This window comes from Pseudoxanthomonas winnipegensis (genome assembly GCF_030322905.1).
GTDB classification, from domain to species: Bacteria; Pseudomonadota; Gammaproteobacteria; order Xanthomonadales; family Xanthomonadaceae; genus Pseudoxanthomonas_A; species Pseudoxanthomonas_A winnipegensis.
Map to the genome: position 1 here is coordinate 4228174 of NZ_CP095475.1, position 26607 is coordinate 4254780.

Annotated in this window: 22 protein-coding genes; 8 read left to right on the plus strand and 14 right to left on the minus strand. The window is 70.1% G+C overall.

The annotated features are described in order from the left end of the window. Positions 1–78: 78 nt before the first annotated feature. The 3 genes from MWN52_RS18620 to egtB are packed head-to-tail and all read right to left on the minus strand — an operon-like array spanning position 79 to position 2629. Positions 79–357, minus strand: coding sequence for a DUF3253 domain-containing protein (locus MWN52_RS18620; protein ID WP_286575832.1), 279 nt, complete (start codon positions 355–357; stop codon positions 79–81). Next, the gene (egtD, locus tag MWN52_RS18625; RefSeq protein WP_286575833.1) at positions 354–1340 is read right to left on the minus strand and encodes an L-histidine N(alpha)-methyltransferase; all 987 of its coding nucleotides are present in this window, start codon (positions 1338–1340) and stop codon (positions 354–356) included. The genes MWN52_RS18620 and egtD overlap by 4 nt, the downstream gene beginning before the upstream one ends. Continuing rightward, entirely contained in the window at positions 1337–2629 is a 1293-nt protein-coding gene (gene egtB / locus MWN52_RS18630) for an ergothioneine biosynthesis protein EgtB (protein ID WP_345783500.1), read from the minus strand. Before egtB ends, egtD begins: the two co-directional genes overlap by 4 nt. Positions 2630–2701: 72 nt before the next feature. On the opposite strand from egtB, the gene MWN52_RS18635 reads away from it, so the two are divergent. Next, positions 2702–3877 (plus strand): aminotransferase class V-fold PLP-dependent enzyme, encoded by a 1176-nt coding sequence (locus MWN52_RS18635; protein WP_286575834.1) that lies wholly within the window; start codon positions 2702–2704, stop codon positions 3875–3877. Between the two features lie 801 nt (positions 3878–4678). On the opposite strand, the gene MWN52_RS18640 is transcribed toward MWN52_RS18635, so the two are convergent. From MWN52_RS18640 to MWN52_RS18675, 8 genes are all read right to left on the minus strand, one after another. After that, the gene (locus MWN52_RS18640) at positions 4679–6142 is read right to left on the minus strand and encodes an ABC transporter permease/substrate-binding protein (protein WP_286577797.1); all 1464 of its coding nucleotides are present in this window, start codon (positions 6140–6142) and stop codon (positions 4679–4681) included. 11 nt (positions 6143–6153) lie between these two features. Next, complete coding sequence (locus MWN52_RS18645; protein WP_286575835.1) at positions 6154–6897, minus strand: ATP-binding cassette domain-containing protein; 744 nt, start codon at positions 6895–6897, stop codon at positions 6154–6156. 45 nt (positions 6898–6942) lie between these two features. Next, a complete protein-coding gene (locus MWN52_RS18650; RefSeq protein WP_286575836.1) occupies positions 6943–8088 on the minus strand; it encodes an acyltransferase family protein in 1146 nt (381 codons plus the stop codon). Then, positions 8085–9362, minus strand: a complete 1278-nt coding sequence (locus tag MWN52_RS18655) for a lytic murein transglycosylase (RefSeq protein WP_286575837.1) — start codon at positions 9360–9362, stop codon at positions 8085–8087. The genes MWN52_RS18650 and MWN52_RS18655 overlap by 4 nt, the downstream gene beginning before the upstream one ends. Before the next feature lie 354 nt (positions 9363–9716). Then, entirely contained in the window at positions 9717–10313 is a 597-nt protein-coding gene (locus MWN52_RS18660; RefSeq protein ID WP_286575838.1) for a DUF938 domain-containing protein, read from the minus strand. 12 nt (positions 10314–10325) lie between these two features. Continuing rightward, positions 10326–11825 carry an ATP-binding protein gene (locus MWN52_RS18665; RefSeq protein WP_286575839.1) on the minus strand — a complete coding sequence of 500 codons (1500 nt, stop codon included), beginning with the start codon at positions 11823–11825 and terminating at the stop codon, positions 10326–10328. Between the two features lie 5 nt (positions 11826–11830). Next, positions 11831–12274: a response regulator gene (locus MWN52_RS18670; RefSeq protein WP_286575840.1), complete on the minus strand. Its 444-nt coding sequence runs from the start codon at positions 12272–12274 to the stop codon at positions 11831–11833. Then, complete coding sequence (locus MWN52_RS18675; protein WP_286575841.1) at positions 12271–14103, minus strand: sensor histidine kinase; 1833 nt, start codon at positions 14101–14103, stop codon at positions 12271–12273. Before MWN52_RS18675 ends, MWN52_RS18670 begins: the two co-directional genes overlap by 4 nt. Before the next feature lie 308 nt (positions 14104–14411). On the opposite strand from MWN52_RS18675, the gene MWN52_RS18680 reads away from it, so the two are divergent. The 6 genes from MWN52_RS18680 to MWN52_RS18705 all read left to right on the plus strand — a co-directional run bounded on the left by MWN52_RS18680 (position 14412) and on the right by MWN52_RS18705 (position 21368). Next, positions 14412–16019 (plus strand): OpgD/OpgG family glucan biosynthesis protein, encoded by a 1608-nt coding sequence (locus MWN52_RS18680; RefSeq protein ID WP_130524598.1) that lies wholly within the window; start codon positions 14412–14414, stop codon positions 16017–16019. 321 nt (positions 16020–16340) lie between these two features. Next, complete coding sequence (locus MWN52_RS18685; RefSeq protein WP_286575842.1) at positions 16341–17525, plus strand: glycosyltransferase family protein; 1185 nt, start codon at positions 16341–16343, stop codon at positions 17523–17525. Positions 17526–17652: 127 nt separating this feature from the next. After that, complete coding sequence (gene rfbF / locus MWN52_RS18690; RefSeq protein WP_130520769.1) at positions 17653–18426, plus strand: glucose-1-phosphate cytidylyltransferase; 774 nt, start codon at positions 17653–17655, stop codon at positions 18424–18426. A 6-nt stretch (positions 18427–18432) separates the two neighbouring features. Next, complete coding sequence (locus MWN52_RS18695) at positions 18433–19479, plus strand: NAD-dependent epimerase/dehydratase family protein (protein WP_286575843.1); 1047 nt, start codon at positions 18433–18435, stop codon at positions 19477–19479. After that, the gene (gene rfbC / locus MWN52_RS18700) at positions 19476–20039 is read left to right on the plus strand and encodes a dTDP-4-dehydrorhamnose 3,5-epimerase (RefSeq protein WP_130520765.1); all 564 of its coding nucleotides are present in this window, start codon (positions 19476–19478) and stop codon (positions 20037–20039) included. The genes MWN52_RS18695 and rfbC overlap by 4 nt, the downstream gene beginning before the upstream one ends. A gap of 24 nt (positions 20040–20063) precedes the next feature. Continuing rightward, the gene (locus MWN52_RS18705) at positions 20064–21368 is read left to right on the plus strand and encodes an NAD(P)H-dependent oxidoreductase (RefSeq protein WP_286575844.1); all 1305 of its coding nucleotides are present in this window, start codon (positions 20064–20066) and stop codon (positions 21366–21368) included. A gap of 220 nt (positions 21369–21588) precedes the next feature. Here MWN52_RS18705 and MWN52_RS18710 read toward each other — a convergent pair whose 3' ends face one another. Then, the gene (locus MWN52_RS18710; protein ID WP_286575845.1) at positions 21589–22035 is read right to left on the minus strand and encodes a universal stress protein; all 447 of its coding nucleotides are present in this window, start codon (positions 22033–22035) and stop codon (positions 21589–21591) included. A gap of 101 nt (positions 22036–22136) precedes the next feature. On the opposite strand from MWN52_RS18710, the gene MWN52_RS18715 reads away from it, so the two are divergent. Then, on the plus strand, positions 22137–22583 hold the full coding sequence (locus MWN52_RS18715) for a hypothetical protein (protein ID WP_286575846.1): 447 nt from the start codon (positions 22137–22139) through the stop codon (positions 22581–22583). 22 nt (positions 22584–22605) lie between these two features. On the opposite strand, the gene uvrD is transcribed toward MWN52_RS18715, so the two are convergent. Both uvrD and MWN52_RS18725 read right to left on the minus strand, forming a co-directional pair. Next, complete coding sequence (gene uvrD, locus MWN52_RS18720; RefSeq protein ID WP_286575847.1) at positions 22606–24816, minus strand: DNA helicase II; 2211 nt, start codon at positions 24814–24816, stop codon at positions 22606–22608. Positions 24817–25096: 280 nt separating this feature from the next. After that, positions 25097–26602: a tryptophan halogenase family protein gene (locus tag MWN52_RS18725; RefSeq protein ID WP_286575848.1), complete on the minus strand. Its 1506-nt coding sequence runs from the start codon at positions 26600–26602 to the stop codon at positions 25097–25099. Positions 26603–26607 lie beyond the last annotated feature (5 nt).

The window sequence follows — 26607 nt, forward strand, 5'->3', positions numbered from 1 at the left end:
GCGAAGGGGAGGGGGCAGAAGCAGATCGAGGCCTTGGCTTCACGATCGGCCAGCAGGCGCACGTCGCGCGAGACGCGGCTAGGGTGCGTCGAAGCGTTCGCCGCGGCGCAGGCGCACGGGGCCATTGGCGTCCTCGATCCGCACGCGGCGATGCCGCTGGGTGACCTCGATCCGCTGCGCCTGCGCCAAGTGCGCGGCGGCCTCGCGCACCGCCGGCATCAGCGCGCGCCAGGCGGCCTCGTCATCGCCCAGGGCGCGCGCCACTTCGGACGGGCAGATCGAGGCCTGCGCCTCGCGCTCGGCCAGCAGCCGCAGGATGGTCGCCTCGACGCACGCCGGTGCGTCGGGCGCGGTCACAGCGGCTGCAGCAGGCGCAGGCCGAACCAGTCGCGGGCGTCGTTCCAGCCGTGGGTCACCTTCAGCCCCGCGCGCGCGGCCAGCTGGGCGAAGCGCGCATCGGTGTACTTGTGGCTGTATTCGACCTGCATGGCCTCGCCTTGCGCGAAGTCGAACTGTTGCCCGCCCACGTGCACGGTCTGCGCCCGCTGGCTGACCAGGAAGGTCTCGATGCGCAGCCGCTCGCGCACGTAGATGGCGCGATGGGCGAACGCATCCAGGTCGAAATCGCTGCCGATCTCGCGGTTGAGCCGCGCCAGCAGGTTGAGGGTGAAGGCCGCCGTGATCCCGGCGGCATCGTTGTAGGCGGCCTCGATCAGCGCCGGATCCTTGTCCAGGTCGATGCCGACCAAGGCGCAGCCGCCCGGCCCCATCGTCTGGCGCATCCCGTCCAGCAAGGCCTGCGCGGCCTCGTCGGTGAAGTTGCCCAGGGTCGAGCCGGGGAAGAACATCACCGTGCGCTGCGCCGGCCGCGCGCTCTGCGGCAGGTCCAGCGGCCGGGTGAAGTCCGCGCACACCGGCAGCATCTCGATCGCGGGGAAGTGCTCGGACAGGCGCGCGGTGGCCTGCACCACCGCCGTGCGCGAAATCTCCACCGGCGTGTAGGCCACCGGGGCGTGCAGGTGTTCGAGCAGCAGCTCGGTCTTGCGGCCGCTGCCGCTGCCGTACTCGACCACGTGCGCGCCCGGGCCGATGGCCTGGGCGATGGAGGGCAGGCGCTGCTCCAGCAGGGCCAGCTCGGTGCGGGTCAGGTAGTACTCGGGCAGATGCGTGATCGCCTCAAACAGGCGCGAGCCCTCCGCATCGTAGAAGTACTTGGACGGCAGCGTCTTGGGATCGCGCGACAGGCCCTCCAGCGCATCGGCGGTGATGTCGTCGGGCTTGGGGCGCAGGTCGGTCAGCGCGTCACGGGCGCGGGTCATGGCGCAGGCGGCAGCGTTCAAGGCAGGTCCTTGGCAAGGCGCATGCCGGCGTACTGCCAGCGCGCGTTGGAGGGGAAGAAGTTGCGGTAACTGGCGCGGATATGCGTGCGCGAGGTGGCGCAGCTGCCGCCGCGCAACACCCACTGGGCATTCATGAACTTGCCGTTGTATTCGCCCAGCGAGCCGGGCCAGGGCGCGAAGCCGGGATACGGCAGGTAGGCGCTGCTGGTCCATTCCCACACATCGCCGAACAGCTGCGACAGGCCGGTGTCGGTGCCGGGCTGCGAGCGCGGGTGCAGCAGGCCGTCCTCGACGAAATGGCCGTCGGCCGGCACGCCGGTGGCGGCCAGTTCCCACTCGGCCTCGGTCGGCAGGCGCGCGCCGACCCAGCGCGCGAAGGCGTCGGCCTCGAACAGGCTCAGGCCGCTGACCGGCGCATCGGGGTCGCGCTCACGCCAGCCGCCCAGGGTGAACTCGCGCGCGCCGTCCTCGTGCCAGTACAGCGGGCGCTGCCAGTCGCGGCCGCGCACCGTCGCCCAGCCGTCGCTGAGCCAGTGCGCCGGCGTGCGATAGCCACCGCCGTCGACGAAGGCGGCGAACTCGGCATTGCTCACCGGCCGGCTGGCCAGGGCGTGCGCGGCCACCAGCGTGCGATGGCGCGGCGATTCGTTGTCGTAGGCGAAGTCCTGCGCCTGCGGCCAGGGCGCCGCGCCGATCTGGGCGATCTGTTCCTCGCGCGCGCACCAGCGCAGCGGCGCGCCTGCGGCGCGCGGCGCGGGCAGATCCTCGCGATAGGCCGGCTGCAGCGGGTTGCTCCACAGCGCGTGGCGGATGTCGGTCAGCAGCAGCTCCTGGTGCTGCTGTTCGTGCTGGATGCCGAGCTGCACGATGTCCAGCGCCTGATCGTCCAGTGCGCGCGCCTGCAGCCGCGCGCACAGCGCCTCCTCGACCGCCGCGCGATAGGCGCGCACCTGGGCCAGCGTCGGCCGCGACAGCATCCCGCGGCGCGGACGCGCATGCATCGGCCCGACGCTGTTGTAGTAGCTGTTGAACAGGTAGTCCCAGGCCGGGTCGAAGGCGCGATAGCCCGCGTCGGCGCCCAGCACGAAGCGCTCGAAGAACCAGGTCGTATGCGCCAGATGCCACTTGGCCGGGCTGGCGTCGTCCATGCTCTGCACCATCGCGTCCTCGGCGCTGAGCGGCGCGGACAGCCGGGCGGTCAGGGCGCGCATGGTCTGGAACGCGGACAGCAGCGTCTGCGACCGCGCGTCGCGGTCGCGATGCGCCTGGCGGGGTGGGAGGGCATGCATGGGCCCATGCTAGGGGGCGGCGGTGAACGCCCTGTTATGCCCACCTGCGTCCTGTGCAGCTAGGCTGCACACATGCGCGATACGCCGACGTTCCCCGCCCCTGTCCCGTGGCCGCAGCGCCAGCGTGCGTTCGCCACGCCGACCGACGCCATCTACCTGGACGCGGCCTCCAAGGGCGCACGGCTGCGCCATGTGCTGGACGGCGCGCACGCGATGCTGGAGGCCGAGGCCGCGCCGTGGTGGCTGCCGCACGCCGACTGGATGCGGCGCATCGAGGACGCGCGCGCGCTGGCCGCGCAGGTGCTGTTCGACGGCGATGTCGAGGGCCTGGCGATGGTGCCCTCGGCCGCGCACGGCCTGGCCACCGCCGCCGCCAACCTGCCGCTGCGGCGCGGTCAGGCGGTGCTGGTGCTGGATGGCCAGTTCCCGTCCAACCTGCTCGCCTGGCAGCAGCGCTGCGCGCAGGCCGGCGCGCACGTGGTCGGCGCCGCGCCGCGCGCGGACGAGACGCTCACCGAGGCGGTGCTGCGCACCATCGACCACGCGCCCCAGCTGGCCATCGCCACCCTGCCCCTTTGCTACTGGCACGACGGCCGCCTGCTCGATCTCGACGCCATCGCCGACGCCGTGCACGCGCGCGGCGCGGCCCTGGTGCTGGACCTCAGCCAGAGCCTGGGCGTGCTGCCGCTGCAGCTGGCGCGCTGGCGGCCGGACTTCGTGGTGGCGGTGGGCTACAAGTGGCTGCTGGGCACGATGGGCCTGGCCTGGCTGTGGGCCAGCCCGCGCTGGCGCGACGAAGGCGTGCCGCTGGAGCAGCACTGGGTCGCGCGCGATGCGGGCGCGGACTGGGTGTTCCCGCTCGACACGCCGCCGCCCTACCTGCCGGGCGCACGCCGCTTCGACGCCGGTGGCATCGCCGATCCGCTGCGCCTGCTCCTGACCCACGGCGGCCTGGCCCAGCTGCAAGCCTGGCAGCCGGTCCGCATCGCCGCGGCGCTGGGCGAGGTCACCGCCGCGCTGGATGCGGCGCTGGATGCGCGTGGGCTGTCTGCGTGGAAGACGCTGGGGCATGCGCCGCATATCGCGGGGTTGCGGGTGCCGGCCGAGCGGTTTGACGCGGTGGCGGGGGCGTTCGCGCGGCGGGGGGTGATCTGTTCGCGGCGGCAGGGGTGTTTGCGGTTGGCGCCGTATCTGATGGTGGCGGCGGAGCAGATGGAGGAGGTGGTCGAGATCGCAGCTAGCGCCTAGCGCCGTTGCCGTTGCCATTGCCGTTACTGTTGCTATTGCTGTTGCTGTTGCTCTAGAGCTTCTGCTGTTGCTGTTGCTGTTGCTGTTGCTGTTGCTGTTGCTCAAGAGCTTCTGCTTTTACCTGTCTGAGCCGTAAAGCGAGCCGAGCATCGCAGGAAGACGGGGCCGAAGAGTCGCCCTGTTTGAGCGAAGCGAGTTTGGGCGCCGTGCCCCGTCTTCCGAGAAGCGCAGGGGACCGCCGCGTAGCGGCGGCTCGCGTCCCGGCGAGAAGCGGTTTTGGCTACTTTTGACAAGACAAAAGTAGCTCGCGCGGCGAAGCCGTGCGAAAGCTTTGCTTTAGCTTTGCTTTTAAGAAGCGCCTGCATGGCGGTCAAGTTTTGCTTGCAAATTAAATACAAGTTTGGCCAGCGAACCTGCGCCAGCTCTGGTAGGGCTAAGGCAACGCGCCTGCGGCGCGCCAAGTGCAAAGCTTTCGCGCCTGCGGCGCGACTTCCTTTTGTCTTGTCAAAAGGAAGCAAAACCGCTTCTCGCCGGGACGCACGCCGATGCTGCGCATCGGTCCCCTGCGCTCCTCGCAAAGCAGGGCACGGCGCCCAAACTCGCTTCGCTCAAACAGGGCGCCTCTTCGGCCCTGCTTTGCTGCGGTGCTCGGCGTGCTTTACGGCTCAGACAGGGTAAGCAAAAGCTCTTGAGCAACAGCAACAGCAACAGCACCGCAACGGCAACGGCAACGCAACGCAACGCAACGGCAACGGCAACGGCAACGGCAACGGCAACGGCAACGGCGACAGTAGCGACCTGCTATGCCCGCGCTGCGAGCCTCAGGCCCTTGGGCGTCATGACCCTCTCGAAGAGCTCGAACCCCCCCTGCACCAGCAACGCCAGCACCGCCGCCGGCACCGCCCCCTCCAGGATCATCCCCAGATTGTCCAACCGGATCCCGGTCAGGATCGGCTGACCATAGCCGCCGGCACCGATCAGGGCCCCCAGCGTCGCCGTGCCGACATTGATCACCGCGGCGGTTTTCACCCCCGCCAGGATCGTGCGCAGCGCCAGCGGCAGCTCCACCCGCCACAGGCGCGTGCGCGGCGGCAGGCCCAGCGCCGCGGCGGTCTCGCGCAGGTCGCGCGGGATGCCGGTCAGGCCGGCGTGGGTGTTGCGCACGATCGGCAGCAGCGAATACAGGAACAGCGCCGCGATCGCCGGCTTGGCACCGATGCCGAACAGCGGAATCATGAAGACGAACACCGCCAGCGACGGCAGCGTCTGCAGCACGCCGGTCAGCGACAGCACGACCTGACCCAGGCGCGGGCGGCGCGCGGCCAGGACGCCCAGCGGCAGCGCGACCAGCAGCGCGCAGCCGAGCGAGACGCCGACCAGGGCGAGGTGTTCACCGGTGCGCTGGGCGATGCGCGCGACGCGGCCGCTGCCCTGCGGCGCATCGACGCCGACGAACGCGGCGGCCACCTGCGCCTCGCCGCGATGCTCCAGCTTGACCTGCGCGTTGAGCCGGCGCATGTCCGCCACGTCGATGCGTCCCTCTAGCGAACGCAGCACCTGCACGAAGGCCGGCGCACTGCGCTCCAGCGCCAGCCGATACAGGAACACCGCCTGGTAATCGGGGAAGTAATGGCGGTCGTCGTCCAGCACCACCAGGTCGTAGTACGGAATCTCCGCATCGGTGCTGTACAGGTCGGTGACGTCGATGGCCCCGCTCTGCAGCGCGCGATAAGCCAGGTCGTGGTCCAAGCCATTGGCCTGCTGCGGCAGCCCGTAGGCGGCGCGCACGCCGGGCCAGCCGTCGGCGCGCTGCAGGAACTCGTTGCTCAGGCCCAGCCTGAGTTCGGGATGCCGCGCCAGGTCGCCCAGCGTGCGGATGCCCAGCGCCTGCGCGCGCGCCTTGCGCATGCCCAGGGCATAGGTGTTCTGGAAGCCGAGCGAGCGCGTCATGCCCAACCCCTGCTGCGCCAGCGCGGCGACGAGCTGCGCCTCGGTGGCGTCGGGCTGCTGCAGCAGTTCCTGGCGCAGCGTGCCGGTGTATTCGGCGTAGGCGTCGATGTCGCCCTCCTGCAGCGCGCGCCAGAGGATGCGCGTGCCGCCGAGCTGGCGCTTGTGCGCCACCTCCAGGCCGTCCTTGCGCGCCTGCGCCACGGCGATCTCGGCCAGGATCACACCTTCGGTGAAGTTCTTCGAGCCGACGGTGACCTGCCTGGCCATCGCCGGGGACAGCAGACACAGCAGCACGCAGACCAGCCAGGCGCGCATCGCCGCCCGCCTCATGCGGCATCCTCCAGCGTGCGCTGGGCGGTCATGAAGCGGGTGACGAAGTCCTCGGCCGGGTCGTCCAGCAAGGCCCGGGCGCTGCCCTGCTGGACGACGCGCCCGGCCCGCATCAGCACCAGGGTGTCGGCCAGGTAGGCCGCCTCGGCCACGTCGTGGGTCACCAGCACCACGGTCTTGCCCAGCTGCGCGATCAGGGCGCGTATCTGGGTCTGCAGCTCGTGGCGCACGATGGGGTCCAGCGCGCCGAGCGGCTCGTCCAGCAGCAGCACCGGCGGATCGAGCATCAGCGCGCGCACCAGCCCCATGCGCTGGCGCTGGCCGCCGGAGAGTTCGGCCGGATAGCGCGCCAGCAGCGCAGGCGGCAGCTGGCAGACCTCGGCCAGCTCGGCCAGGCGCGTCTCGATGCGCTCACGCGGCCAGCCCAGCGCACGCGCCAGCAGCGCGGCGTTGTCGCGCGCGCTCAGATGCGGGAACAGGCCGCCTTCCTGGATCACGTAGCCGATGCGCCGGCGCTGCGCCAGCAGTGTCTTGCGCTGCAGCGGCGCGCCCTCGAAGCGCACCTGCCCGCTGTCGGGCCATTCCAGCCCGATCAGCATGCGCAGCACGCTGGACTTGCCCGCGCCGCTGGGCCCGATCAGGGCGGTGGTGCGGCCCTGTTGGATCTCGAGGTCGACGTCATCGAGCGCGACGGTGAGGCCGTAGCGGCGCGTGACCCGCTGCAGGGAAAAGATCGCCATGGCCCGATGCTGGCATACCACGCTGGGCCATGTCGCGAAGGGCGCTCAGGCCGCCGCGGCCGCATCGGCGGCGGGCCCGGGCGGCGCACGCAGCCAGCGCCGCTTGAGCCAGCGCTCGGCTGGCAGCGTCCACAGCCGCGCGAACGCCCAGGCCAGCAGCCAGCACAGCGGCAGTAGCGCCAGATACCACCACGCACCCAGACGCACCTGGCCGCCACTGGCGCGATACAGCCCGACCAGCGCGAACACGACGAACATGTGCGTCAGATAGAGCTCGTAGCTGAGCCGGCCCCAGGCACGCAGCCACGCCAGCGCGCGCAGCGGCGCATGGGCCGGCATCGCGTGCAGGCCGACCAGCAGCGCGCCGGCACCGCCGACCAGCACCAGCATGGAGCCGTTGCCCAACGAGCGCCACAGCTCGCCGCCGCACAGCAGCACCGCCGCCAGCGCGACCACGCCGAGCACGCGCAGGCCGCGCGCGGTGGAAGCCGGCACCGGCCAACGGGTCACCGCCAGGGCCGCCAGCACGCCGACGGCGATGGCGGAGAAGCCCGGGAGGTAGGCCTTCTCCTGCCAGATCTCGTTGTCGGCGATCGCCGCGCGGGTCAGCGGCAACGACAGCGCCAGCAGCACCAAGGCCGGCACCAGCAGCGCGCGCCGGCGCAGCAGCAGACACACCAGCGGGAAGGCGAGATAGAACGCCTCCTCGATCGACAGCGACCACAGCACATCCCAGCCGCCGGGCAGCCAGCCGGTGCGGCCCTCGTACCAGTTCAGCTGCAGGCTCAGCGCCGACCACAGCGCGCCGCCCAGCGACTGGCCGGGCTTGTCGATCACGAAGTTCGGCACGCCCAGTCCATGCATCAGCGCCAGCACCGCCAGAAGCAGCAGCAGCGCGGGCAGGATGCGGGCCGCGCGCCGCGCATAGAACGCGCGCAGATCGATGCGCGCCAGCGACGACCAGCGCTGCACGGCATGCAGCGTGATCAGGAAGCCGGAAATGACGAAGAACACGAACACCGCCTCGTAGCCGTTGTAGCTCAGCGCGCGCAGCAGGCGCAGCGGCAGCCAGTCGGCCAGCGCGGTGTCGCGCAGCGGGATGCGCAGCGCCAGGTGGTGCACGACCACCAGCAGGATCGACACGCCGCGCAGCGTGTCGATGCCGGGATTGCGCTGCGCCGGCGCGGTCAAGGCGCGCCCTGCGCGGAGGCCGGCAGCAGCACCGGCGGCCCGGCCGTGCGCAGGGCCTGCAGGATCTTCCGACCGGCGCGGCCATCGACCGGCGCCAGGCCCAGGGCCTGCTGTTCGCTGGCGATGGCGCGGCGGGTCTGCGCGCCGACCAAGCCGTCGGGCGTGCCGAGGTCATGGCCGCGCGCGAGCAGCAGCAGCTGCAGCTCCTTGCGCTGCGCGCGGTCCAGCGGCGGATCGTCGGTGGGCCAGGGGGCGATCAGCGGGCCGCCGTCGCGCAGGCGGTCGGACAGCAGCGCGATGGCCAGCGCATAGCTCTCGGCGGCGTTGTAGCTGTAGATCGCATCGAAGTTGCGGAACACCAGGAACGCCGGCCCGGCCACGCCGGCCGGCAGCAGCAGCGCGGCCGGCGTGTCGTCGGCCGCGATCGCGCCGCCGTCGGCGCGGGTGATGCCCGCGGCGACCCACTCGCGCAAAGGGCGCTTGGCCTTGCGCCCCGCGCGGGACGCGTCCCAGCCCGCCGGCACGCGCACCTCGAAGCCCCAGGGCTGGCCGGTCTGCCAGCCGGCGCGCTTGAGATAGTTGGCGGTGGACGCCAGCGCGTCGGGCACGCTGTGGACCAGATCGCGGCGCCCGTCGCCATCGCCGTCCACCGCGATGCGCTGGTAGGTGCTGGGCATGAACTGGGTCTGCCCGAACGCGCCGGCCCACGAGCCGGTCAGCCCATCAGGGGTCAGATCGCCCGACTGCAGCAGCGCCAGGGTCGCCAGCAGTTCGCCGCGGAAGAACTCCTGCCGCCGGCCGAAGCACGCCAGCGTGGACAGCGACACCAGCAGCGGCCGCTTGCCCTGCACCCGGCCGTAGTCGCTCTCCACGCCCCAGACCGCCACCACCGTGGCCGCATCCACGCCGCTGTCCTGCGCCACGCGCGCCAGCACCTCGGCGTGCTGGGCGCGCATCGCCTGGCCATCGGCGACGCGCTGGGCGTCGACCAGCGGCGCCAGGTAGTCCCAGATCGGCGTGGAGAACTCGGGCTGGCTGTCCAGCAGCGGCAGCACGCTCATGTCCGGTACCACGCCGGCCATGAAGCGATCGAACGCGGCAGGCTCGATTCCCGTGGCGCCCGCTCGCGTGCGCGCCATGCAGCTGGCGTAGGCGGCGCGATCGGCGTCGCTGGGGGCTCCCGCATCGACGGTCGGCTGCTGCGCCTGCGCCTGCGCCGCCCACGCCATCGAGGCCATCGAGGCCATCAGGATTCCCGCCAGGTTGCGTCGCATGCATCCACTCCCGCGCTGCCGTTGCCAGCGTCGATTGTAAGCAGCGGGCCGCTGCCGGGGCTTTGGCTGCGACGTTGCGCACGGCGCCGTGCCGATGGAGGTCTGCGGGCGACATGGCGCATCAAGCGCAAAGGCACTGGATTCCCGCCTTCGCGGGAATGACGACCTGAAGCATCCGCTGCGCTGTTGCTGTTGCTCTGGCTTCAAGGCCCCTCCCCTTTCGCGCAGCGAAGGGGGAGGCTGGGAGGGGGTGCTTTTGCTTTTGACTTTCCCGCGAAGAGCCCCCCTCCCCCTCAGTCGCCAGCCGCGACTTCGAGCTCCCCTTGGCCTGCGGCCAAAGGGAGGGAGCAAACCCTACCCCCGCCGCCACACCAGCAAGCGATTGTTCACCGGCATCGCATGATCGGCCTCCAGCCGCAGGCCGATGCCGCGCGCCAGCGCATCGACCGCCTCGAAATCGCGGATACCGCTGACCGGATCGCGCGCCCTCAACCACTGGTCGAACTGCGCATTGCTGTCGCTGGTGAAGGCACCGCCATAGTTGAACGGCCCGTACACCACCAGGACGCCGCCCTCCTCCAGCACACCGGCAAGCCCGGCGAAGCAGGCCTGCACCTGCGGCCAGCCCATGATGTGCAGCGTATTGGCGGTGAACACGGCATCGAAGGGCTGCGCCGGCCACGGCCCGCGCGCCACATCCAGCGCCAGCGGCGGCGGGGTGTTGGGCAGGGCGGCCTCGTCCAGCCACGCGCCGATGCCCGGCAGGTGTTCGGCGCGCTCGCTGGTCTGCCAGCACAGCTGCGGCAGCGCGGCGGCGAAATGCACCGCGTGCTGGCCGGTGCCGCTGCCGATCTCCAGCACGCGGTGGGCCTGGGCCAGCAGCGGACGCAGCACCGCCAGGATCGGGTCGCGGTTGCGCGCGCAGGACGGCGCGAACGGCTTGTCCACCATGCGTCGGCCGGCTCAGCCCTCGGCGGGCTGCAGCGCCTCGGCCACGGCGTGAAAGAGCCGGCCCATTTCCAGCGGCTTGTCGAGGAACTGCGCGCGCAGGCCGGCGGGCAGTTCGGAGCGGTCGAACGGGCGCGCCGGATCCTGCAGCAGCAGCACCGGGCCGCGATAGCCGCGCTGGACCAGCGCCTGCACCAGCGCGGTAGCCGGCAGCAGCACGAAGTCGCTGTCGATGATGAACAGCTCGGGCATGCCGTCGACCACGGCCGCGCGCAGCGCGTAGGCGCCGTCGGGCGCGGTGGCCGGCGCGTAGCCCTGGCTTTCCAGCGCGTTGCGCAGCAGCGACTGGCGCGTGCTGTCGCCGTCGACCAGCAGGATGCGCTGGCCCTGGCCCGGGGCCGGCACGCTGGACTGCGGCGCGGCGCCGCCGGTGACCGGCAGCACCACCGCGAAGGTCGTGCCCACGCCCGGCGTGCTGTCCACCTCGATGCGGCCCTGGTACTGCTCGACGATGCGCAGGCAGGACATCAGCCCCAGGCCCGTGCCCTCGGACTTGGTGGTGAAGAACGGGGTGAACAGCTGGCTGCGCGTCTTGGCGTCCATGCCGATGCCTTCATCGGCCACGCGGATGCACACGCCTTCCTCGACCGGCCGCGCCGACAGGGTCAGCGTGCCGCCCGTGGGCATGGCCTGGATCGCGTTGAGGCACAGGTTGATCAGCACCTGCTGCAGCTCGACGTAGTTGGCGTCGATCTGCACCGGCGTGGCCGGCGGCTGCAGGTCCAGGCGCACGTTGTCCGGCAGGGTGCCCTGCAGCAGCACCTGCACGGCCTGGAACAGCTCGCCCACCGACACGTCCTCGCGCGCCTTGCGCGCGCCGCGCACGAAGGACAGCATCGACTCGGCCATCTCGTGGCCGCGCCGGCCGGACTCGGCGATCACCTCGCCCAGCTTGTGGATCTTGGGGTTGTCGCTGTGGATGGCCAGCAGGTCCGGCACGATCAGCAGCGGCTGCAGGATGTTGCGCAGGTCGTGGCTCAGGCCCGCGGCCAGCATCGCCATCGAATCCAGCCGCTGCGAGCGCAGCAGCTCCTTCTCCACGCGCGCGCGCTCGTGCTCGCTGCGCGCCTCGCGGATCGCGCGCGCGGCCGCCGACGGCAGGCGCGCGGTCTTGTCCTTGAGGATGTAGTCGGCCGCGCCCTCGCGCAGCGCCTGCACCGCGGTCTCCTCGCCCATGGTGCCGGAGACGAAGATGAAGGGGATCGGCGGCTGATGGCCGCGCACCAGCTGCAGCGCCTGATGCCCGGAGAAGCCCGGCATGCTCAGGTCCGACAGCACCAGGTCCGGCTTGAACGTCGCCAGCGCGCGCGCGAGCTCGGCCTCGGTATCGACCCGCTCGAACTCGGCTTCCAGCCCCGCGTCCACCAGCTGCATGGACGTCAGCTCAGCGTCCTCCGGCGAATCCTCCACCAGGAGGATGCGCACCGGGCCGATCGGGGCGGCGCTCAGCGGCATGCCGTTCAGGCCTGCCCCGGGGCTTCGTTGAACACGGCCCAGAACGTGCCCAGCGTCTTGACCGCGGTGAAGAACTGGTCGATGTCCACCGGCTTGACCACGTAGGCGTTGGCGCCCAGGTCCCAGCTGCGCACCAGGTCGCTTTCCTCGCGCGAGGACGACAGGATGACCACCGGCAGCGACTTGAGAGCCTCGTCCTCGCGGATCGCGCGCAGCACTTCCAGCCCGTCCATGCGCGGCATCTTGATGTCCAGCAGCAGCACCGCCGGCAGCCCTTCCGGGCGCTCGGCATAGGCGCCGCGGCGCAGCAGGTAGTCCAGCGCCTCCACGCCGTCCTCCACGTGCACGATGGGATTGGCCAGATTGGCCTCGCGCAGCGCGTCGATCGCCATCTCGGCGTCGGCGATGCTGTCTTCGGCCAGCAGGATGGTGCGGATCGGGGTACTCATGAGAGGAACTCTGCAGGGGTGGGCCCGCGCGGGACGAACGCATCGTCCGGCGAGCTGGGGATGATGAAGTGGAACGTGGCGCCCTGGTCGGGCTCGGCCTCGGCCCAGACGCGGCCGCCATGGCGCGTCACGACGCGGCGCACGCTGGCCAGGCCAATGCCCGTGCCGGCGTACTCGCTGGATTTGTGCAGCCGCTGGAACACGCCGAACAGCTTGCCGGCGTAGGCCATGTCGAAACCGGCGCCATTATCGCGCACCCAGAAGTGATGCTCGCCATCGCCTTCCAGCCGGTAGCCGACCTGGATCTGGGCGACCTCGCGCTTGCCGCTGTACTTGACCGCGTTGCCCAGCAGGTTCTGCCAGACCTGGCGCAGCATGTTCTCGTCGCCCACCAGGATCGGCAGCGGGTCGATGTCCCAGTCCACGCGCAGCGGCAGGGCGTGCTTGTCCGCGCTGACCTGCGCATCGAGCATCGAGCGCGTCTCGGCCACCAGCGACTGCATGTCCACCGCCTGCAGGCGCAGCACGACCCGGCCCAGGCGCGAATACACCAGCAGGTCGTCGATCAGCGCCGACATGCGCCGCGCCGAGTCGCCGATCACCTGCAGGTAGTGGCGGCTGCGCTCGTCGGTGTCCTCGCCCAGGTGGCGGGCCAGCTTGTCGGCGAAGCCGGACACGTGGCGCAGCGGCGCGCGCAGGTCGTGCGAGACCGAGTAGCTGAAGGCCTCCAGCTCGCGGTTGACGTCCGAGACCTGCTCGATCTTGCCTTCCAGCTGGCGGTTGAGGTCGATGATGCGCTGCTGGCTGGTCTTCTGCGTGGTCACGTCGCTCAAGGTCATCAGCACCGCGTCGTCGCCGCCGTCGGGCAGGGCCATACGCCGGGCGTTGAGCAGCAGGGTGCGCTGCACGCTGCCCCGGGTCAGCTGCTGGACCTCGTAGTCCCACAGCTCGCGCCCGCGCGCCAGCACGTCGGCCAGGCGCTGGCGCACCACATCGTCGTCCCAGGCGTCGCTGAGCTCGTCCAGGCGCGGATGGCGCTCGGCCAGGTCGTCCTCGTCGATGGCGTAGAGCTCGGCGAAGGCCGCGTTGTGCAGCAGCACGCGCTGGTCGCGGTCCAGCACCACGATCGGCTCGCGCACGGTCTGCAGCACGCTGGCCGCGCGCGCGTCGGCGCGCGAGGAGGCCTGTTCGGCCGACAGCCGCTGGCCCATCTGCCGGGCCAGCAGCCAGATGATCAGCACCAGCAGCAGCAGCTGCAGCACCATCGCGCCCAGGCCCAGCCAGCGCACCTGTTCGCGCCGGGCCTGGAAGTCGCGCTCGCGCTGGGCCTTCATGCGCTGCTCGTCCTGCAGCAGTTCCTGCAGGACCGGATGGGCCGGCAGGTCGCTGGCCAGCAGCTTCAGGATCTGGGCGCGGCGCGGGCCGACGCTGTCCGGCAGCTCGGTCGCCAGGGCGATGCGCCGGGTCGCGATCTCGCGCAGGCGGCCCACCCGCACCTGGGTGTCGGCATTGTCCTTGGTCAGCGCCTGCAGCTGGTCGAGCATGCGCTCGAGCACGGCCGGGGAGGCCTTCAGGCGCTCGCGCGGGATATTGGCGTCCGCGCCCATGGCCAGCAGCAGGCTGCACTCCTCGGCCTCGCGCAGCTCCACCGTCAGCGCATTGACCTGCGCCTCGACCTGATGGGTGTGCGTGACCCACGCCGCCGCGTTGAGCGTGGACGTGAACAGCTGCTGCAGCAGCAGGGTCGGCAGGATGACGATGAGCAGGACGATCAGCGTCAGCAGAGGCAGACGCCAATCCAGCCACTGCGACCGAAAGGACACGGACATGGGGCTATGGTGAGGGTGACGGGAAGCCCGGATCTTCACCCGGACTCTACGAAAGTTAATGCGACAGCATCCGCTTGCTTCCCGTCCGTCGCGCGCCGCCCCCTCCCAGCTGTGGACTGCGACCCGACACGCGAAACGCGTGCTTGTAGAGCACGCAACAAGTGGACCGTTTGAGATGTAAAGAATCCGTGAAAGCGCGTGAAGATGAATAGGCCAGACAGCCAACGGCCGCTTTGTCAGCAGACCGCCAACGCCACAACGCTTAGCATCTACCCGATTCCTTCTCTCTCGGCCCTGCCCCCGCCTGCATGATCCGACGTCAATTCCTCACCCGCGCCGCCGGGACCCTGGCCGCCCTGGGCCTGCCCCCCTCGCTGCTGGCCTCGCAGGCCGCCCTGGCCGCGCCCGGCAAGTCCAACCTGGTGTTCGGCCCGGCCCAGCCCTTCGACTACGCCAGCCTGAAGGGCCAGGCGCGGGCGCTGGCCAGCGCGCCTTACAAGCCGCATGGCGGCCCGCTGCCGGCGGCGCTGGACGGGATCAGCTGGGACCACTACCAGGCCATCCGCTACCGCAAGGACCATGCGCTGTGGACCGGCCAGGACGACGCCTTCCTGGCCCAGTTCTTCCACATGGGCCTGTACTTCAAGCGGCCGGTGACCATGCATGAGGTCGCCGACGGCCAGGCGCGCGAGATCAAGTACAACGCGGGCATGTTCGACTACGGCGACAGCGGCCTGGCCAAGGTCAAGCTGCCGGACACGCTGGGCTTCGCGGGCTTTCGCCTCAACACCAAGGACGATCCGAACCGCGACTTCGCCGCCTTCCTGGGCGCCAGCTACTTCCGCGCGGTCGGCAAGGAGGGCCAGTACGGCCAGTCCGCGCGCGGCCTGGCCATCGACACGGGCATGGGCAAGCCGGAGGAGTTTCCGGACTTCGTCGCCTATTACCTGGAGCGTCCGGCCAAGGGCTCCAACACGCTGGTGGTCTACGGCCTGCTGGATTCGCCCAGCGTGGCCGGCGCCTACCGCTTCGCGCTGACCCCGGGCGAGCCGCTGCTGATGGACATCGACTGCGCGCTCTACCCGCGCACCAGCATCGAGCGCCTGGGCCTGGCGCCGTGCACCAGCATGTACCAGACCGGCGAGAACGACCGCCGCATGGCCTGGGACTGGCGCCCGGAGATCCACGACACCGACGGCCTGGCCCTGCACACCGGCAGCGGCGAGTGGATCTGGCGCCCGCTGACCAACCCGCCGCAGCTGCGCTTCAACGCCTTCGCCGACAACGATCCCAAGGGCTTCGGCCTGCTCCAGCGCGATCGCGACTTCGACCACTACCAGGACGACGGCGTGTTCTACGAGAAGCGCCCGTGCCTGTGGATCGAGCCCAAGGGCGGCTGGGGCGCCGGCTCGGTGCAGCTGGTGGAGATCCCCACGGTCGATGAGACCTTCGACAACATCGTGGCGTTCTGGAACCCCAAGGAGAAGCCGCAGGCCGGCCAGGAGCTGCTGTACGGCTACAAGCTGTTCTGGGGCTCGGCCGCGCCCTCGCAGCCGCCGCAGGCGCACTGCGTGGCCACCCGCACCGGCCTGGGCGGCGTGGTGGGACAGAAGCGCAGCAAGTGGTCGCAGCGCTTCGCCGTGGATTTCGTCGGCGGCAAGCTGGCCGCGCTGGAAGCGGCCAACGCCAAGGTCGACCCGGCGCTGGAGATCCGCGGCGGCACGCTGGAGACGGTGTCGTGCCGGCCGCTGCGCGAGCTGCACGGCTACCGGGTGATGTTCGACGTGGTGCCGGAGAAGGAAGACAGCAGCCAGATCGATCTGCGCCTGTACCTCAAGGACGCCACCGGCTCCTTGAGCGAGACCTGGCTGTACCAGTTCAGCCCGCCGCCGGCGGCCGAGCGCAAGATCTACTGAGCCACGGGCGGCGAACCGCCGGCCATTGAAGCGCGGGACGCGCGATGCGTCCCGCTGTCCTGTCCGCACGCGCGACTGCGTTAACCGCAGTAAGCCACCGAAAGATGCCAGTGCAGCGGCATCGGGGGGACACGACCTGGGGCGCGCGCGGGCGGCGCGCCGGGTCGCGACCGGTGGGCTGAATGCGGTGCCGTGCCGGTCCATCGTGGCCGCGCGTTCCTGAAGGTCCGGTCCGCCCTGCGCCGCTGCGCATGGGCGGACGCCTGCAGGAAGGCGCGAGGCGATGCGTCAGGTTTCCCCACACTTGACGAAGGAATGCCCATGGCCGACCGATCGGTCCTGCTGTCGAGCAATTACAACGCCTGGCCCGAGCCGTTCAACGGCCAGGCCTACGCCTTCCTCAACGTGATCGCCCAGGTCGAGAACGCCGACCTGCTGATCCCGTCCGCCGCGCCGCATACGGCCGGGCGCGGGGTCAATCCCAGCGTGGGCTATCTTTGGAACGAGCTGCGCCACCGGGCGATGTCGCAGGCCTGGCGCCGGCTCGGCCGGCCGGGCCTGTCCAACGCCAGCCAGACCCAGGTCGGCCGCGACTACGACGTGTTCGTGTTCGTGTGCCAGTTCCCGCCCGAGCTGACCACGCTGGCGCGGATCAAGGGCTGGCGCGAGCGCTGCGGCAAGGCGTACTGCTACCTGCTCGAGGGCTGGCCCGAGCGTTTCCCGCACCAGGCGCAGGAGCTGCGCATGCTCGACGCGTTCGATCATGTGTTCGTGCTCAACGCCGAGAGCATCCCGGCGCTGCGCCAGTACACCTCCACGCCGATCTCCTTCCTGCCCAGCGCCTGCGACACGCTGCTGTCCTGCCCCTACCCCGAGGCGCCGCCGCGCAGCATCGACGTGCTCTCCCTGGGCCGGCGCATGCCCGAGCTGCACACCAAGCTCAGCGCGCTGGCCGCGCACGACGGCAACTTCTTCTACGTGCACGACGTGCTCAAGGCCGGCGCGGTCACCGACTGGGCCGAACACCGCGCCCAGTCGGCGGCGATGATCAAGCGCGCCAAGTACTTCATCGCCTACGACTTCACCGTGGACACCACCGGCGTGTTCAAGGGCGTACGCAAGAACGCGCTGGCCACGCGCTACTTCGAGGGCACGGCCGGCGGGGCGATCGTGCTGGGCTCGCGCCAGCACTGCCCGGAGTTCGACGACCACTTCGACTGGCCCGATGCGGTGATCGAGCTGCCGCCCGGCACGCCGGACGTGGGCGCGTTCCTGGCCGACCTGGGCAGCCAGAGCGCGCGCCTGGAGCAGGCGCGCGCGACCAATGTCAGCCAGGCCCTGCGCCGCCACGACTGGGCCCATCGCTGGGGCCAGCTGCTGGATGTGGCCGGCCTTCCCCGCAGTCCGCGTCTTCAACAACGGATCGAGCGACTGGCCCGCATGGCCGGCATGGTCGATGTCGCGCATGGCACGCCGCTGGTGCGTCGCCGCGACGTCGCCGTCTGATCGGGCAGTCCCCCTTGCGCGTTGCGGTCAGGGCCGCCCGTCGCGCCGTGCTTTCGCCGGCGCGGCCAGGACGCGCGAGCCATGACGTTTTCGCAGGAGACCAAGACGTGACGCGGAAGGAGCAGCAATGAAGGCAGTCATCCTGGCCGGTGGCCTGGGCACCCGCATCTCCGAGGAGACCTCCGTGCGGCCCAAACCGATGGTGGAGATCGGCGGCAGGCCGGTGCTGTGGCACATCATGAAGATGTACAGCCACCACGGCATCAACGACTTCATCGTCTGCCTGGGCTACCGCGGCGAGGTCATCAAGGACTTCTTCATCAATTACCACCTGATGGGCTCGGACATCACCTGCGACCTGGCCAGCAACACCACCACCCTGCACGACAGCCGCGCCGAGCCCTGGCGCGTGACCCTGGTGGACACCGGCGCGGACACCATGACCGGGGGGCGCCTCAAGCGGGTGATGCCTTACCTGAAGGACGAAGAGGCCTTCTGCCTGACCTATGGCGACGGCGTGTCCGACGTGGACATCGGCGCCGGCATCGCCCTGCACCGGCGCGAGGGCCGGCTGGCGACGGTGACCGCGGTGCAGCCGCCCGGCCGCTTCGGCGCGCTGCGGGTGGAGAGCGATGCGGTCACCGGCTTCCGCGAGAAGCCGGCCGACGGCGACGGCCTGATCAACGGCGGCTTCTTCGTGCTCTCGCCCAAGGTCGCCGACTTCATCGAGGGCGACGACACGGTGTGGGAGAGCGCGCCGCTGGAAGGCCTGGTCGAGCAGGGCCAGCTGAGCGTGTACAAGCACGAAGGCTTTTGGCAGCCGATGGACACCCTGCGCGACAAGAACTACCTCAACGATCTCTGGAACCACAACAAGGCGCCCTGGCGCGTCTGGGAGTAAGCAACGATGCGCATCCTGATCACCGGCAACATGGGCTACATCGGGCCGGTCCTGGCCAGGCACCTGCGCCAGCGCTTCCCGCAGTCCTGGCTGGTCGGCGTGGACCGCGGCTGGTTCGCCCACTGCCTGTCGGACAAGCGCGGCCTGCCCGAGGTGGTGCTGGACGAACAGTGGTTCCGCGACGTGCGCGACCTGACCGCGCGGCAGCTGGCCGGCTTCGACGCGGTGGTGCACCTGGCCGCGGTGTCCAACGATGCGATGGGCAAGCGCTTCGAGCAGGTCACCGACCAGATCAACTGCAAGGCCAGCCTGTCGGTGGCTCGCGCGGCGGCCGAGGCGGGCGTGAAGCATTTCGTGTTCGCCTCCAGCTGCAGCGTCTACGGCGCCGCCGCCGACGGCACGCCGCGCTCGGAATCCAGCGCCGTGGCGCCGCTGACCGCCTACGCCCACTCCAAGATCGACACCGAGACCGGGCTGGCGGCGCTGGACACGGACATGACCGTCACCGCGCTGCGCTTCGCCACCGCCTGCGGCGCCTCGCCGCGCCTGCGCCTGGACCTGGTGCTGAACGACTTCGTCGCCGGCGCGGTGGCCAGCGGCAAGGTCGACGTGCTCTCCGACGGCACGCCGTGGCGTCCGCTGATCCACGTGCGCGACATGGCGCGCGCGATCGAGTGGGCGATCCAGCGCCCGGCCGCGCAGGGCGGCCGCTACCTGTTCGTCAACGCCGGCTCGGAGCGCTGGAACGTGCAGGTGCGCGACCTGGCCCGTGCCGTGGGCGCGGCCATCCCCACCGCCGAGGTCTCCATCTCGACCAATGCGCCGGCGGACAACCGCTCTTATCGCGTGGACTTCTCGCTGTTCGAGCGGCTGGCACCGGACCATCAGCCGATCGAGACGCTGGAAGGCACCATCGCCGAGCTGCGCGACGAGCTGCAGCGCACCGCCTTCTCCGACCGTAACTTCCGCCAGAGCGGCTTTATCCGCCTGCGCATCCTGGAAGGGCTGGTCGACAGCGGCGTGCTGGCGCCCGATCTGCGGGCGGCGGCATGAAGTTCCACAGCACGCCGCTGCATGGCGCCTATGTGATCGAGCCGGAGCAGCGCGGCGACGCGCGCGGCTGGTTCGCGCGGGTGTTCTGCGAGAAGGAAATGGCCGCGGCCGGGCTGGTGGACCGCTTCGTCCAGGTCAACAACTCCTACAACGCGCAGGCCGGCACGCTGCGCGGCATGCACTACCAGCTGCCGCCGGCCGCCGAGGTCAAGATCGTGCGCTGCGTGCGCGGTGCGCTGTGGGACTGCATCGTCGACCTGCGGCCGGATTCGCCCACGTACCTGAAGTGGCACGGGGTGGAACTGACGGCGGAGAACCGGCTGGCCTACTACGTGCCGCGCGGCTTCGCCCATGGCTTCGTCACGCTGGAGCCGGACACCGAGGCCTTTTACCTGGCCAGCGCGTTCTACGAGCCCAGCGCCGAGCGTGGGCTGCGCTGGAACGACCCGACCTTCGACATCCAGTGGCCGGCGCCGGGCCGGATCGTCTCGGACAAGGATGCGGCCTGGCCGGACTTCGACCCCACCTATCACGGCGTCGATCGGCTGATCGGCTACTGAGCCACGCTTCAAGGAGTTTCCCCCATGGTCATCGATCGACTGCTGCAGGCGCGACAGGCCGCCGGCACCCCCATCCGCGTCGGGCTGTACGGCGCCGGCTTCATGGCCAAGGGCATCGTCAACCAGATCGTGCATTCGGTGCCGGGCATGGTGCTGTCGGTGATCTGCAACCGCAACGTGGACAAGGCGCTGGCCGCCTTCGCCCTGGCCGGCGTGCAGGCGCGCGTGGTCGAGACCGGCCGCGCGCTGGCCGACGCCATCACCAGCGGCGTGCCCGCGGTCACCCACGACCCGGCGCTGCTGTACGAATGCGACCTGCTCGACTGCCTGGTCGATGCGACCGGCGCGGTGGAGTACGGCGCGCACATCTCGCTGGCCGCCATCGCCCACGGCCGCGACATGGTCACGATGAACGCCGAGCTGGACGGCACTCTCGGCCCGCTGCTCAAGCGCAAGGCGGATGCGGCCGGCGTGATCTTCACCGCCTGCGACGGCGACCAGCCCGGCGTGCAGATGAACCTGTTCCGCTTCGTCAAGTCGATCGGGCTGACGCCGCTGATGTGCGGCAACATCAAGGGCCTGCAGGACCCGTACCGCACGCCGACCACGCAGGCCGGCTTCGCCGCCAAGTGGGGCCAGGACCCGTACATGGTCACCAGCTTCGCCGACGGCACCAAGATCAGCTTCGAGCAGGCCATCGTCGCCAACGGCACCGGCATGTCGATCCTGCAGCGCGGCATGACCGGCTACGACCACCGTGGCCACGTGGACGAGCTGACCAAGAAATACGACATCGACGCGCTCAAGGCGGTTGGCGGCGCGGTCGACTACGTGGTCGGCGCGCTGCCCAGCCCGGGCGTGTACGTGCTGGCCAGTCACGACGATCCCAAGCAGCAGCACTACCTCAACCTCTACAAGCTGGGCGAGGGTCCGCTGTACAGCTTCTACACGCCGTACCACCTGTGCCATTTCGAAGTGCCGCTGTCGGTGGCACGCGTGGTGCTGCTGCGCGATGCGGTGCTGCAGCCGCTGGGCGGCCCGCTGGTCGAGGTGGTCGCCACCGCCAAGCGCGACCTGGCCGCCGGCGAGACGATCGACGCGCTGGGCGGCTACCTGACCTATGGCCAGTGCGAGCGCGCCGACGTGACCGCGCGCGACGCGCTGCTGCCGATGGGGGTGGCCGAGGGCTGCGTGCTCCGGCACGACGTGGCCAAGGACCAGGTGCTGACCTATGCCGATGTGGAGCTGCCGCAGGGGCGCTTGATCGATCGGCTGCGGGTCGAGCAGGCTGCGCTGTTCGAGCCCGCTGGGCAGGCCGCGACGGTCTGAGCGGCGTCGGGGTCGCCGGATCCGCGCGTGCGGCGTGTCGTGGTGCCGATGTGGATGCGGTAGATGAGGTCTGAGGCGATCTGGGCGGACGTCCATGGATCCCCGCGTTCGCGGGGATGGCGCCTTCTTCCCAAGCGCCGGCGCTCACCCTGGACGCGTCACTCCCGCGAACGCGGGAGTCCATGGACGTGCGCAACCGCGGCGCGGTGCGCCAGACCGATCAGCGCACCACCAGCACTGGCACGGTGCTGCGGGTCAGGACCTCGGCGGTCTGGCTGCCCAGCAGTACGCGGGTCACGCAGCGGCGGCCGTGCGAGGCCATCACCACCAGATCATTGCCGCGTGCCGCCATGGTCTCCAGGATGCCGTCGGCCGCATACCGGTCCAGCACATGGATCGGCTTGGCCTCCACCTCCATCGCCTCGGCCTGGTCCAGCGCCGGCTGCAGGATGGCGTTGGCGGCCTGCTCGCGCTCGGCCCGGTATTCGGGCCCGGATTCATAGCCCACCACCCAGCCCTGCGCATCGACCATGCCGCCGGCCCACGGCTCGGACACGGTCAGGATGTCGACCTTCGATCCCAGCTTCGCGGCCAGCTTTAGGCCGTGATCCAGTCCGCGCATCGACAGCTCCGAGCCGTCGATGGCAATAAGGATGCGTGTGTACATGGCAGGACCTCCAGCGCTACGGAGAAATCATTGAATACCTGCGGCCGCCGGAGATCCTTGATTAAGATCAACGTCTTTCGACGCACACAAAGGAACTAGGTGTGAAGACACTAGTCTCGTTGTCGCTGCTGTTAACTTTTCTCCCTGCGCTCTCAATTAGGGCACAAACCTCATGCAATACCCGCGACATCATCGTGGTTGAGATCGACAACGATGGAGGCGGAATGGAAAGGCTCAAATTCAATGGCGAAGCCATTGCGCCGCCCGCAGCATTCGACGAGTTCCACAAGCGATGCGCAAAAATCACCGTCGTTCTCGCCACACCGCGTGTGCGCCTGTCGCAACTGCAGGCTTTTCCCTTCTTCCTCGGAAAGATCGGGGTTCCGGTCGATGAGACTAACTTCTTCATCTTCGAGGCCGATCCATCCAATCCCCAAGCAAGAGGGATGACATATCTAAAAAACTTCAAGACCATCCCTTTTACCCGTGACCCTCGAGAACTTTTGAGGATCACCGCTTCGCCGCCTAAACAGAACGACTTCCGATAACGCAGTCGCTCAGTCGTTGCGCTCAAGCCGGCGACAGATTCGCGTAAGCCAGCACGAGCCACTTGGCCCCCTCGTCGAACTGCACCTGCACCCGCGCATGCGCGCCCGCCCCCTCATAGTCGATGACCACCCCGGCCCCGAACTTCGGATGCGACACATTGGCGCCCAGCTTGAGCGCCGGCACCTCCAGCGCCGCATGCCCCCCCGCACCCCGCATCGCCCCCAGCGACGCCGGCCGCGACACCTGCACCTTGGGCCGCACCTCGTTGAGCAGCTCGCGCGGGATCTCGCGCAGGAAGCGCGAGGGCACGTTGTAGTTGTCCATGCCGTGGATGCGGCGCGACTCGGCGTAGGCCAGCACCAGCTTCTGCCGCGCTCGGGTGATGCCGACGTAGGCCAGGCGCCGCTCCTCCTCCAGCTTGCCCGGCTCCTCGACCGAGCGCGCGCTGGGGAACAGCCCGTCCTCCAGCCCGACCAGGAACACCAGCGGGAACTCCAGCCCCTTGGCCGAATGCAGCGTCATCAGCTGCACCCCGTCCTCGCCGGCCTGGGCCTGGCCCTCGCCCGCCTCCAGCGCCGCGTAGGACAGAAACGCCACCAGCTCGTCCATGCTCTGCGCCGCATCGGGCGTGTCGTCCAGCTCCAGCGGATTGACCTCGGCGCGGGCGAAGCGCGAGGCCACCGAGACCAGTTCGTCCAGGTTCTCGGTGCGCGACTCGGCGTCCAGCCCGCCCTTGTTCTCACGGGCCCAGTGCTCGCGCAGCGCCGAGCGCGCCAGCACGTGGTCGATCTTGTCCTTCAGGTCCAGCGCGGCGGTTTCCTCGCCCAGCGCCTGGATCAACTGCACGAACGCGGCCAGCGCGTTGCGCGCGCGCCCGGCCAGGTCGCCGCCCTGCGCGGCCTGGCGCGCGGCGTCCCACAGCGACAGCGACGCGCCGCGGGCCACGCGCCGCACCTCGTCCAGGGTGCGCTCGCCGATGCCGCGCGGCGGCGTGTTGACCGCGCGTTCGAACGCGGCGTCGTCGGCGCGGTTGGCGACCAGGCGCAGGTAGGCCAGCGCGTCCTTGACCTCGGCGCGCTCGAAGAAGCGCATGCCGCCGTAGACGCGGTACGGCACCTGTTCGGCCAGCAGGGCCTCTTCCAGCGCGCGCGACTGGGCGTTGCTGCGGTAGAGCACGGCCACCTCGCCGTAGCTGCCGCCCTCGCGCACCCACTGGCGCGCGCGCTCGACCACGTAGCGCGCCTCGTCGACCTCGTTGTAGGCCGCGTAGAGGTCGATCGGATCGCCCTGGCCGGCATCGGTCCACAGCTGCTTGCCGATGCGGTCGGGGTTGTGCGCGATCACCGCGTTGGCCGCGCCCAGGATGTTGGCGGTGGAGCGGTAGTTCTGCTCCAGGCGGATGGTCTGGGCGCCGGGGAAGTCGTTGAGGAAGCGCTGTACGTTCTCCACCTTGGCCCCGCGCCAGCCGTAGATGGCCTGGTCGTCATCGCCGACCACGAACACCTGCCCGCTGTCGCCGGCCAGCAGGCGGATGAAGCCGTACTGGATGGCGTTGGTGTCCTGGAACTCGTCCACCAGCAGCTGACCGAAGCGGCGCCGGTAATGCGCCAGCAGCGCCGGGGTGTCGCGCAACAGTTCGTGCGCGCGCAGCAGCAGCTCGGCGAAATCCACCAGCCCGGCGCGGTCGCAGCGCGCCTGGTACTCGGTATAGGCGGCGACCATGGCGCTGAGCCATTCGTCGCGGCCCTCGGGCTGGATGTGCTGGGGGCGGCGGCCCTCGTCCTTCTGCTGGTTGATCCACCAGGCGATCTGGCGCGGCGGGTACTTGCCCTCGTCCAGCTCCAGCGCCTGGGCCACGCGCTTGACCAGACGCTGCTGGTCGTCGGAGTCCAGTACCTGGAAGCCTTCGGGCAGCCGCGCTTCGTTGAAGTGCAGGCGCAGCAGGCGGTGGGCCAGGCCGTGGAAGGTGCCGATCCACATGCCGCGGCTGCCGTTGCGCAGCTGCGCGTCGGTGCGATGGCGCATCTCGGCGGCGGCCTTGTTGGTGAAGGTCACCGCCAGGATGCCGTGGGTGGGCACGCCCAGGACCTCGTTCAGCCAGGCAATGCGGTGGGTGAGCACCCGCGTCTTGCCCGAGCCGGCGCCGGCCAGCACCAGGTAATGCCCCGAAGGGGCGGACACGGCCTCGCGCTGGGCCGGATTGAGATCGTCGAGCAGGTGGGAGACATCCATTGCCCGCCCATTCTACCGGGGCCGTCCTCAGGCCTTGAGAAAACGGAACTCCTCCCGGTGGGAGCAACTGTCTCCAAAATCTCAGCGGCCTGTCTGTAGAGCGGAGCTTGCTCCGCTGCTTTTCGGCCGGATCATGGGAAAGCCCCAGCGGAGCAAGCTCCGCTCTACAGGTGGGAGCCGCCATGGCGGCGAGGGGCTTTGCCGGGAATGCCTCATCGCCGGCATGCCGGCTCCCACCGGGCGCGCCGTCGCGCCGGCAGAGGCGTTGAAGGCTGTCGGCTCAGGCCATCGCGGGGCGCGGCTGGGCGCAGTAGCTGCGCAGGTAGTCGGCGTGGGTCGGCAGGCGGGCGACGGTCTGTTCGACCTGCTGGTGGATGCCGTCCAGGAAGCGCGCCAGCTCGGCATCGTCCATCAGGTCGGCGACCGGGTGGTACTGCGCCGGCGCGATGCCTTGGCCCAGCATCACTTGGATCCAGGAGTTCTCGGCGAACAGCTCGTTGGGCACATGGAACACGCGGCCGGTCTGGGCGAACAGGTCGATCCGGTGCCGCAGCGTGGCCGGGATGTCCATCTGCGCGCAGGCCCGCCAGAACGGCGTGTCGCGGCGCCGGGTCACGTGGTAATGCAGGATCACGAAGTCGCGGATGTGGACCATCTCGGCCTCGGTCTGCGCGTTGTATTCGTCGATGTCCACCTGGCGGATCACATGCGGGAAGGACTGCAGCAGCCGGGTCAGGTTGCGCGAGACCAGATGGATGTTGGTCGACTCCAGCGGCTCCAGGAAGCCGCTGGCCAGGCCGAGGGCCACGCAGTTGCGCTTCCAGGTGACCTGGCGCTGGCCGGGGGTGAAGCGCAGCGGGCGCGGTTCGAACAGCGGCGGGCCTTCCAGGTTGTCCAGCAGCGCCGCGCGCGCGGCCTCCTGGTCCATGAAGCGGCTGGAATAGACGATGCCGTTGCCGACGCGGTGCTGCAGCGGGATGCGCCACTGCCAGCCGGCCGGGCCGGCCATCGAGCGTGTGTACGGCACCGGCGGGGCGACCGATTCGGTCTGCACGGCCAGCGCGCTGTCGGCGAACAGCCAGTGCGACCAGTCCTCGAAGGCGACCCCCAGCGTCTGCCCCAGCAGCAGCGAGCGGAAGCCGGTGCAGTCGATGAACAGGTCGCCCTCCACGCGCGTGCCGTCCTCCATCACCAGCGCGGCGATGTCGCCCTGCGCGCTGGTCTGGACGGTGGCGATCCTGCCCTCGATGCGGCGGGCGCCGAAGCCCTCGCTGAAGCGGCGCAGGAACCGGGCGTACAGGCCGGCATCGAGATGGAAGGCGTAGTTCATGCCGTTGCGCGCCAGGTGGGCGAAGCGCTGCTCCTGCGCGGCGCGCAGCTCCAGGCAGTAGTCGCCGTAGTCGCGCGCCAGCCCGCGCTGGCGGCCCTTCATCCAGAAATGCTGGAAGCCGGCGGTCCAGTGGTCCTTGCCGGTGGTGCCGAAGGAATGGATGTAGTCCTGGCCGGGTTCGCGCCAGCCTTCGAACTGGATGCCGAGCTTGATCGTGGCGCCGGTGGCGGCCATGAACGCCTGCTCGTCGATGTCCAGCAGGCGGTGGAAGGTCACCAGCGTAGGGATGGTGGCCTCGCCCACGCCGACCGTGCCGATCTCCTCGGACTCGACCAGGGTGATGTCCAGCACCTTGCCCAGGGTGCGCGAGAGGGCCGCGGCGGCCATCCAGCCGGCGGTGCCGCCGCCGGCGATGACCACGCGCTTGACCGGGCGAGGCTGCGAACTGTTCGTCATGCGGC